Annotated in this window: 1 protein-coding gene; it reads left to right on the top strand. The window is 38.4% G+C overall.

From position 1 onward, the window contains the following. A partial coding sequence (locus WS40_RS10610) for a transposase (protein WP_046442211.1) occupies window positions 1-1,319 on the top strand: 1,319 nt, incomplete at its 5' end. Window positions 1,320-1,381: the final 62 nt, after the last annotated feature.

The following is a 1,381-nucleotide window of genomic DNA, read 5'->3' on the forward strand; positions in this document are numbered from 1 at the left end:
TGCTGCAGGATAATCCTCCGCCAAGCCACTCGACAATAGGCAATTTTATGAACAATGTCCTAAATAGAAAAATAGATGAGATCTTTGCGGATATCAACAGTTACATTTTTACGGTGGAAAATGTTGACCTCAACCACGTTTACATAGACGGAACAAAGATAGAAGCCAACGCAAACAAATACAGCTGGGTATGGAAAAAGAGCTGTGAGAAAAACCGTCTGAAGGTATTTGCAAGGATAACAGAATTGCTTGGTGAAATGAATGAAAAGATCTCTTCATTCTGCGTAAAATTCGGCATTCGTGAAGAATATGCTATTGAGTATTTAGAGCAAATACAGCAGCAATATGTAAAGCTTTGCGGCTTTGACCCGGAAACTGCAATTCGGGGACGGGGACATCATAAAACAATTGAACAGAGGCATTATGACAAGCTTTCGGAATACATTTCAAGGCTAAAAAAGTATGCAGAACACATAAAGATATGCGGAGATGAACGCAATAGTTATTCCAAGACCGATCATGACGCAACATTTATGCGTATGAAAAAGGACTATATGGGTAACGATCAGCTTCTTCCGGGCTACAATATCCAATTAGGTGTCTGTGATGAATATATCGCAGTATTCGACGTAAAACAATATGCGTCTGATATGGAATGTTTCAAGCCTTTGATAGAAAAGTTCAATCAGACATACGAAAAATATCCTGAATATCCGGTAGCAGACGCAGGATACGGCAGCTTTAATAATTATCTGTATTGTGAAGAACACGGCATGAAAAAATACATGAAATTTACTATGTATGAAAAGGAAAGCAAGGACAAAAAATATCGTGATGATCCGTACAGAGCAGTAAATTTTCCGATAGATGCAGATGGCGATCCAATATGTCCTAACGGAAAAAAGTTTCATTATCTTTACAGCAGACCTGTAAGAGGAAACAAATATGGCAGAACAGAAGAATTTTATCAATGTGAAGATTGCAGTAATTGTCTGCAAAAAGAAAAATGCTGTAAGTGCAAAGGGAACCGTAAAATTCGCTTGAATGAAGAACTGACAAAGTTTCACAAGGAAGTTCTCTGCAACCTGAACAGCATTCACGGAGCACTGCTGCGTATGAACCGAAGTATCCAGTCGGAAGGTGCAAACGGCATTATCAAGTGGAACAGGTCATATACCAGAGCTCGCAGAAGAGGATCAAAAGCCTTGAATTTAGAAATTGCGATGATTTGCTGTGGTTTTAATCTTCATAAATTCCACTTGAAAAAAGCCTGCAATAAAAAAAGCGGCATAAATTTAAAATATTTTCCACATTTTTAGCACGGCAAAAACGCAGTTTTTGTGCCGCTGTGTTTGCTGTACCCAAAATTCAGCCAAAATAG

The sequence above is a fragment of the Ruminococcus sp. N15.MGS-57 genome, from assembly GCF_000980385.1.
Lineage (GTDB): Bacteria > Bacillota > Clostridia > Oscillospirales > Ruminococcaceae > Hominimerdicola > Hominimerdicola aceti.